This is a genomic window from Planctomycetota bacterium (assembly GCA_026387035.1).
GTDB lineage: Bacteria > Planctomycetota > Phycisphaerae > FEN-1346 > FEN-1346 > JAPLMM01.
On the sequence record JAPLMM010000113.1, the window covers coordinates 1 to 2937 of the forward strand.

The window sequence follows — 2937 nt, forward strand, 5'->3', positions numbered from 1 at the left end:
TCCTGGCGCCCCGCGAGGCCAGCGAGGCCATCGCCGCGTTCGACCGGGATGAGCGGCCGCGCCTTCAAGGCGAGCGCCGCTCGCTGCCGCACGGCATCCCGGTCGCGGTGGTCGGTGGGCCGCTCATGCGCAACGACGCGCAAGTTTTCGACCGGATCGAAGAGGCCGGCGGCGCCGTCGTCCTGGACGGAACCGAGAGCGGCGCCCGGACGCTCCCGGCCCCATTCGATCGCCGCCGACTCCGCGACGATCCGGTCCTGGAACTCGTGGACGCTTACTTCGGCCGTATTCCCGACGCCTTTCGCCGGCCCGACGACGCGCTGGTCGCCTGGTTGGGGCGCGAGTTGGCCTCGAGCGGCGCCCGCGCCGTCGTCCTCTGGCGCTACGTCTGGTGCGACCTCTGGGCCGCTTTCGCCGCTCGCGCCGGGGACCTCGCCGGCCTCCCCGTTCTGGACCTGGACGTCTCCGGCGACGAGGGGGCCGATCGCCGAACCGCCAACCGGCTCCAGGCCTTTCTGGAAGTGCTGCGATGAACCCGCCCCCCAAACGAATCTCGATGGAGGAACTCGACCTTTTGTGCGAGCGCCGCCGCTCGGCCGGCGCCCCTATGCCCGCGTACGTGGGGCCGCTCCGCCGCCACGTCGCGGAGGGCGACCGCCGGCTCCTGAGGCTCGAGTACGACGCCTCCCCGGCCGCGCTGCGCCTCTGGAGTTTCCTCCTGACGGAGGAGGAACGCCTGCACGCCGCCCGCGCGGCCGGGGCGAAAATCGTCGGCGCGATGAAGGACCTCGGCACCGTGGCCGTCATGGCCTACGCCCTCCCGAACGTCGTCGCCTTCTATCCCGACGGCGCGTGGTGGACGCCCTGCGTCATGGAACTTTCGGATGGCCTTTTCCGCATCGCCCAGTCGCTCGGTTTCGGCGAGGCGTTCTGCCCCGTCCGCGCGATGCTGGGCGCCTTCGTCAACCGCGCGCATTTCCCGATCCCGGACATTCTCATATGTAGCGCCGGTGCGGTGTGCGACGATTTTTCGGCCATCGCCCAGCGCGTCGAATCACTCGGCCACCCGATTCTCTGGTGGGAGATGCCGCACCGCCGCCGCCCGGAGCCGGACGAACCCGCCGTCGAACTTCCGGGCGGCTTTTCGGCGCCCGCGTCCGAGGTCGCGCTGGTGCGGGCGGAACTGGAGCGCGTGCGGTCGGCTCTCGAGGCCCTGGCCGGTGCGCCTCTGGGCGAAGCCGAGTTGGCCGCCGGCGTCGCCGAAGCCAACCGCGTCCGCCGGCTGCTGGCCGAACTGCGCCGGCTCGCCTACACGGCCGAGGTGTGTCCGATGCCGGCCCTCGAGATGCTCATCGCCGAAATGCTCGCCATCCATTTCTGCTCGGACCGCGCCGAGACGATCCGCGTCCTCGCGGACCTCCTGGAGGAAGTTCGCCGACGCGTCAAGGAAAAGGTCGGCATCGTGGCAAAGGAGGCCGCCAGGGTCTTCTGGGTCAACCCCGTGGCGGACCTGCGCGTCATGAACCTCCTGGAGGACTGCGGCGGCCGGCTGGCCGGCACGGAGTTCCTTTTCTCCCACGCCCTGGATTTGATCCCCGAGGACTTGCCTCCGATGGAAGCCCTGGCGAGAATGGCGCTGGCGGACCCGATGGCGGGCCCGTCGGCGGACCGCGCGGCCCGGATCGAGCGCGACGCCCGCGCCTTCGGCGCCGAGGCCGTGCTCGTCTCGCGCATTCCCGGGGCGAGCCACTGCGCCCTGGAGGGAGCGGTCATCGGTCGCACCGTCCGCCGGTCGCTCGCGGTCCCGGTCGTTGAGATCGAGGTGCCGCCCCTGGCCGACCCGATGAGGCCGACCCTGAGGGCGCAACTGGAGGCGCTCGTGGAAACCGTGCAGGAACGGAGGAAGAGATGATCTGTGCCGGGATCGACGCGGGGTCGCGGGCCCTGAAGATTGCGCTCTTCGACAGCGAGCGAGGCCAGGTGCTGGCCGCCGCCGTCCGCGACCAGGGAACGGACCACGACGGCCCGGCGCAGGAACTCTTCGAGGAACTTCTCCGGGCCGAGGACCTGCCGCGCCGCCGCGTCGCCCGCATCGTCGCGACGGGCTACGGCCGCGGGGCCGTCTCCTGCGCCGACACCACCGTCACCGAGATCACCTGCCACGCGGTGGGGGTGCGCCACCGCGTTCCGGACGCGGCGACGATCGTGGAGATCGGAGGCCAGGACTCGAAACTCCTCCGCCTGAACTCCGACGGCACAGTCCGCGACTTTGCGATGAACGATCGGTGCGCGGCCGGCACGGGCCGGTTCCTCGAGGTCGTCGCCTCGCGCCTCGGGGCGCCCCTCGATTCGCTGGGCGACTTGGCGCGGGCCGCCGAAGCGCCGGCCCCGATCAGCAGCATGTGCGTCGTCTTCGCCGAGACGGAGATCATCGGCCTCCTGGCGTCGGGTGCGCGGCGGGAGGACATCGTGGCGGGCGTCCAGGCGTCGATCGCCTCGCGCGTCGCCGCCATGCTCGGCCGCGACGTCACATCCCCCGTGATTTTCACGGGCGGCGTCGCCCTCGTGCCGGGCATGGCTGAGGCCCTCGCCTCGGCCCTCGCGACGCCGGTCCGCGTCTGCCCCGACCCGCAGATGACGGGGGCCCTCGGGGCGGCCCTGATCGCCTGTCGGCAGGCGTCGGCCTCCGCGTGAGCCGCGCGGCATTTGACGCGCCGAGAGAAAAGCCGTACAAACGACCGGCCCCGAGGGGAGCGGGCCACGGAAAGGGCGATGGCTCATGATCAACCCGGAGAAACGCCGGCGCGTCATGCAGAGGTCGATGCATCTGGGGCACTGCATCTGCGACGCGAAGAAAGCCTGCCCCTGCTCGCTATTCAAGGAAAAGAACGTCTGTCTCTGCGCGGGCGAATCGCTCGAGCCGCCCTCGGGGCCGGT

Annotated in this window: 3 protein-coding genes; all 3 read left to right on the plus strand. The window is 71.3% G+C overall.

The genetic code is table 11. The features are described 5' to 3' along the window. On the plus strand, positions 1-533 hold a 533-nt coding region (locus NTX40_03900), incomplete at its 5' end, for a 2-hydroxyacyl-CoA dehydratase family protein (protein ID MCX5648230.1). Then, entirely contained in the window at positions 530-1912 is a 1383-nt protein-coding gene (locus NTX40_03905) for a 2-hydroxyacyl-CoA dehydratase family protein (protein MCX5648231.1), read from the plus strand. The genes NTX40_03900 and NTX40_03905, both read left to right, overlap by 4 nt. Continuing rightward, complete coding sequence (locus NTX40_03910) at positions 1909-2694, plus strand: acyl-CoA dehydratase activase (GenBank protein MCX5648232.1); 786 nt, start codon at positions 1909-1911, stop codon at positions 2692-2694. The genes NTX40_03905 and NTX40_03910 overlap by 4 nt, the downstream gene beginning before the upstream one ends. The last annotated feature ends 243 nt before the right edge of the window (positions 2695-2937 follow it).

Bases quoted from the DNA above. Each gene is read 5' to 3' on its own strand.
- NTX40_03905 (MCX5648231.1), top strand. From the start codon at position 530: ATGAACCCGCCCCCCAAACGAATCTCGATGGAGGAACTCGACCTTTTG.
- NTX40_03910 (MCX5648232.1), top strand. From the start codon at position 1,909: ATGATCTGTGCCGGGATCGACGCGGGGTCGCGGGCCCTGAAGATTGCG.